The sequence below is a fragment of the Mycoplasma collis ATCC 35278 genome (genome assembly GCF_000701825.1).
Classification (GTDB): Bacteria; Bacillota_I; Bacilli_A; order Mycoplasmatales; family Metamycoplasmataceae; genus Mesomycoplasma_A; species Mesomycoplasma_A collis.
This window is the reverse complement of record NZ_JNJY01000027.1, coordinates 1-5,545: the sequence shown is the minus strand read 5'-3', so window position 1 is coordinate 5,545 and position 5,545 is coordinate 1. Positions and strand designations below refer to the sequence as shown.

2 protein-coding genes are annotated in these 5,545 nt (G+C 23.8%); one reads left to right on the top strand and one right to left on the bottom strand.

Annotated elements, in window-relative coordinates:
• Positions 1 to 1,515 (top strand): hypothetical protein (locus T403_RS04525; protein WP_033161497.1); only part of this gene is annotated, 1,515 nt, incomplete at its 5' end.
• Positions 1,516 to 2,084: 569 nt separating this feature from the next.
• Here T403_RS04525 and T403_RS04520 read toward each other — a convergent pair.
• A partial coding sequence (locus T403_RS04520) for a hypothetical protein (RefSeq protein ID WP_033161496.1) occupies positions 2,085 to 5,545 on the bottom strand: 3,461 nt, incomplete at its 5' end.

The following is a 5,545-nucleotide window of genomic DNA, read 5'->3' as shown; positions in this document are numbered from 1 at the left end:
GATGGAGCATATAAAATAACAAAAATCGCTTATGAAGGTGATTGAAGAAATTCATCATTTGGTTCTCAATATCATTTAAGAAATACAACAATTTTTGATAATGCTTTTGCCCAATCAAATATGAAATTTGGTTACTCAGAAGGTTCATGAGATACTTCTATTTCTTTAGGAAATGGCAAAGATAATTCAAAAGTTACTTTAAAATTAACTAACTATAAAAATAGTGATCCAGCTCTAAAATTAATTAATCCTGCTAACTTTGACTTTTATGCAAAAGTAGCTGATGCAAGGCATTATACTTTAAGTAATGGAACTAATGGTCAATTTTCTAGAGTTTATAGCTATAAAACTATTCAAGTAAATAATAGAGTAGTTAATACCAATGGATTATCAAATGATATAATTTTTGATGCTTATGATGCTATTTTTACTAATAATAAATTTATTATTGATAAAATCATAATTGTTCCTAAAGGGCAAACATTCTCTGAAGCAATGTTTAATACTAACAATACAACTAATAATATTAAAGTTAGACCTTCTACAAATGAACATAATATTGCTTCTCAAGTACCATTTTATGATTTTGTTGGACAAGGTGTTGAATATTTAACAAGTACTAAACATAACGATGGTTCAATAGATGTAGAAACATTTATTTATTCTAATGATGGGGTATTTTCTACAAATGAAGATCAAATGAGAATAGAAGCTGAATTATTTGAACAAAATGGCAATAAAGTTCAAGGTGTTGTTGATGCTAAAATATTAAGTATTGAAAACAATAGAAAAAGAGCTAAAATTAAACTAACATATGATAATTCTAAAAATGGAAATCTGTTGTTAAGACCACAAACTCGATATTCTATTAGAAATGTAAAAATTATCTATCCACAAAATAATCACAATTATGCAGATGATACAAAAGGTAGAGATACTATCGCAAATATGGGTGCTAATAATAAACAAACCAATTCAACTACAATAAATCATAATTTTAACGTATTTACTCATAATAGATTATTCAATCAATCTCCAACTGATAATACTAAATTATTTTATAGAAAATATGGATTAGCTTGACTTTATAGACATCATATAAATAATGAAAATGTTGTAGCTCACTTAGATTTACATAGAGATAGAATTGATCTTCAATGAAAACCTGAATGAAATAACAAAAAACTGGAAGTTGTTTATAGATTGTATAATCGAAATAATGGTTGAACACAACATGTTATTTATGGCCAAATTGATAGTGATACATTTAAATTCGATGATGCAAGTAATAGAGGCTTCACAACAACTCATAAAGATATTTGATCATATAGAATTAATATTAAACGTAATTCAATATGATTTGAAAACTTTACTAAAGGTTATAGTCTTAGCGAATCAGATAAGTATGCTATTGAAGAAATTAGGCTATATAATCCGGATGGTAGTTTATATTTAAGATTCAATACAGTTGAAGAACCTTTTAGAAAAAATAACGTACTTTTCCCTTGAAGATAATAAATTAAAAATAAAATTAATAAATCAATTTAAAAGCGCAATGCATTTAATTTTTAAATGCAAGCGCTTTTTTATGTAAAACATTTTAATTTAAATCAAAATTACTTTATTTTTTTGTTCATTTTTTCTTTAAAAACTTTATTAAGTTTTGGTGATTTTTGTCGAAAAAATATTGAAAATAATATTTATATTTTTTTAGTTTTAGTTTTAAAATTAGCATAATTAGCTAAATAATCATATTTATGATGCTGGTTTTTTTAATTTTTTTAGCAACTACACAAGCATTAACTTTTAAAATATTTTTAATTTGTCTTAATTATTTATTTTTTAAAGTATCCATTTAATTATGAATCTTTTATTTCTATCTAAAAGATACTATTTTTTAATATACTTATTAACAATATAATTATTATTTATAACTTACTTTCTTGAGGGTGTTTTTTTATATAAAAAAAGTGCCCTTCATTTAAATTTTTTTTACTTTTTTAAAAATTTTAAATGTGTGCACTTTAAAATAAAATTTGGGAAATACCTACTAACAAATAGGTATTTTTGTTATAAAAATTATTTTATGTATAGTAAACGTATCCTATATGTCTTGGATCGGTTGAATCTTCAACAGGGTTAAATATCATATAAACAGAATTATTATTATTATTATCTACCAGTCTAATTTCTTGAATATAAAAACGATCACCTCTATTATTTGGTCCACCATTGTCAGCTTTTCATCTACGAAGAGTGTTATTAGGTGCTTTATCTTTTAACTCAATCAAGTAATAATCATTACTTTTATTAACAAGTCCGTTATTAACATTAAAGTTTGGAGTATCACTATGAATTTTACCTTTTCAGATAAAGCTAGTACCTAAATCACCAAAATCAGCATTACGTGCTCTATATATAACTTCTAGTCTTTTTCCATTTCATGCATTTTTTCATTGCTTTTTATTAAAATTTGTAGTAATTATATCTGATACTTTACCTGTATGGTCAACATGAACATAGAAATATTTATATCCATCATTTCAATATGTATAAACAAGAGAATTACGACTGTAATCACCTTGATTGTTATAATTTCCTGTTTCAATAAAAAACCTATCTTTAGTTGTTAGAAAAATGTTATGAATCATAGTTGCTTCTGTTGCTCTACTATTTACACCCATATTAGTATTTGTCATACCTCCATTTGTATCACTAGCATAAGTATGATTTCCGGTTTTGTATTCAAATTTTAAGTGAGTAAATTTATAAGTGGTTTTTGGATCTAAGAATGTAGGATCTTGGTTAGAATTAATTAATTCAGCTGGATTATATCATAACTTAACTCTAGCTTGTCTACGATTATTGGATACTGAAATAATTTTAGCTTTAGCTCCGTCAGATCTTTTAGGAAAAGAATTATCACGTTTTAATAACTGTGTTGATAAAGTCATTTGACTAGTTTCAGTAGAAAATACTCCATCATTAGAATAAATATCTAACTCAACTTCTAATGAAGCATCATTATACTTATCACCCTCGATATATGTAGCGTTATTCATATAAAATGGTAATTGGCTATCAATAGCATGATTTTTAGTAGCTGGATCAATTTTTAGAATATTTATTGAATTATTATTAAACATACTATCATTAAAAGCCATTCCTTTTTTAACAATGACCAAATTTTCAATGATAAAAGTATTGTTGGTATAATTAGCATCATATTCTTGAAAGTTAATTTCATTAGTTAGTGAATTTACTCTTATTGTATTATGATCTCCTTTAATGGTTTGAAGATTAGTGCTTCTTTTATTTTTAACTTTGGCATAAAAATCAAATTGTGATAAATCAATTAATTTTAAATTAGAATTAGTACTTTTAATATTTTGTAATTTCATTGTAATTTTATTTGAATTAGTCCCGGTGCCTTGAGTTATAGTTGTATCAAATGAACCTAATGAATAACCAAATTCTAAATTTGAGCTACTATAGCTTTTATCATAGAATACTTTGTTTTTTAAAAATGCTCGATCTTTTCAAGAAGAAGTATTATGCTCACCAATATATTCAATTTTTGTAATTCTATATGCTCCATTTAAATTTGGCATATTAATATCGAATTCTAAATATTTATCATTTGTTGAAATATTAGAAATAATAGTAGATAAAATATTATTTTGATTTGAAGTATGAGCATAATGAATTTTATATTTAGCTTTATCATTATTAGTTAAAATATTTTGATTATCATCAATATTAACTTTAACATTAATTTTTAAATCTGAAGTTAAATCAAAATCTCTAATACTTTGGGCATTTAAAGTTGCAAGAGCAAGAGTTTTAAATGTTTCATTAGGAACTTTAAAGTATTGTTGATTATCGTTTGCTTGGTTATCATCATTAACTTTTTTATGAATTTTAAGATCAGCTTTTGATTTATTTAAATAAAGCTTGTTAATTTTATAAGTTTTATTTTCTACTAAATCAGTTACATCAAAAGTAAATTTTAACTTATTATTCGACACTTTTTCAAGTTTTTTAATAGTAACAGTTCCAGTTTTATTATTTTGATTATTTTCTGAAATTTCAATTGTAAAATCATTTAAAGAAATTAAATTACTATCAAGCATTGTATGAAGATTGAAATCTTTAGTTTCAATTTCAAAAGTTAAATTTTTAACACTAGTATCGTCAGTATTATCCACACTTGAAATTAAAGCGCTAGATTTAGAATCTGATACTCTCGATTCAAAGCTAATACTATCATCAATTTCTAATTTTGTAACATTATCAAAATTTGATGATGTTTTAGCTTTATTTAATTGTTCTAGTGTTCCAATATAGATAGTTTTAACTTTAAATAGCTTATTTCAAGTATTACTTTCGGTAGAGTTAAAGTTATTAATAGTAGTTGTAAAATCATTATTAATTTTAACATAAGCGATAGGCATTTGGTTGGTTGCGCTTAAATTATTATTAGTTGTTTCGTTTTTAATATCTTTAATTAAAATATGTAATTTATTATCAACATTACTAAAATCTAAAACATTAGAATTTAATTTTAATTTTGTGATTTTAAAAATATTTTTATTATTTCCTGATTCAGGATCAAGTTCAAAACCAAAACTATTTGCATCATCAGATTCTAAAGATACGCTAATTTGTGATTTTTTCTCAGCATTAGAATCAACATTATAATTATTTTCTTGTCCAAAAATTGCATTATTAGTTAATGATTGTTGACCTTTATAAGCATCACTATTATTGAATTTTAAATGTTTTAAAACATATTCTTCATTAAGTTTTGGATTATCAACTTCTAATGTGATTTTTTTATTATTACCATTTGTTTCAACTTTGGAAATAGTAACTGCAATTGATGTTTTATTATTATCATTAGCTAATGCTAATAATGCTTTTAACTTAGTTAAATCATTATTATTAGGAATGTATATAACATCATCTTTATCTTCGATTTCTAATTCAATTTTTCCTACTTCAGCACTTGATTCGCTTACAAAAGCAAATGATTGAAGTTCAAAAAGATTTGTATTTGTTGGACTTGTAATAAAGCTATTTTCAATATTTTGTCCTCCAGTAGAATTAGAAATAATTCCATCTTGTTGACTTTGCTCTTCAATATTTAAAATAGTAGTTCCATTAGATTCTTGTAACTCTAATGATTCAAATTGATAATTTCTATTACGTTTTAAATCACCTTCATTATAATCAAGAATAAAGACTTTATTAATATTATCTGTTACTTGTTTTTTGAAGCTAATATATTGTTTTGTTCCATTATTAGCAATGTAATAATATTTAGCAACAATATATTTATTTTTTCATTTATTTCTAATTTGATCTAATTCTAATTTAACTTTTAAATTATCAGTGTTTTTATCATTAGCAACAGTTTCAGTTTTAGTATTATCTACTTCTAAATAGAACTTATTAATATTATATGGATGTTCTTTAGTTTCAAAACTATTAAAGGTATCTATATTGTTTGTTGCTTTAATAGTTTGATTAATTTGTGGCATTT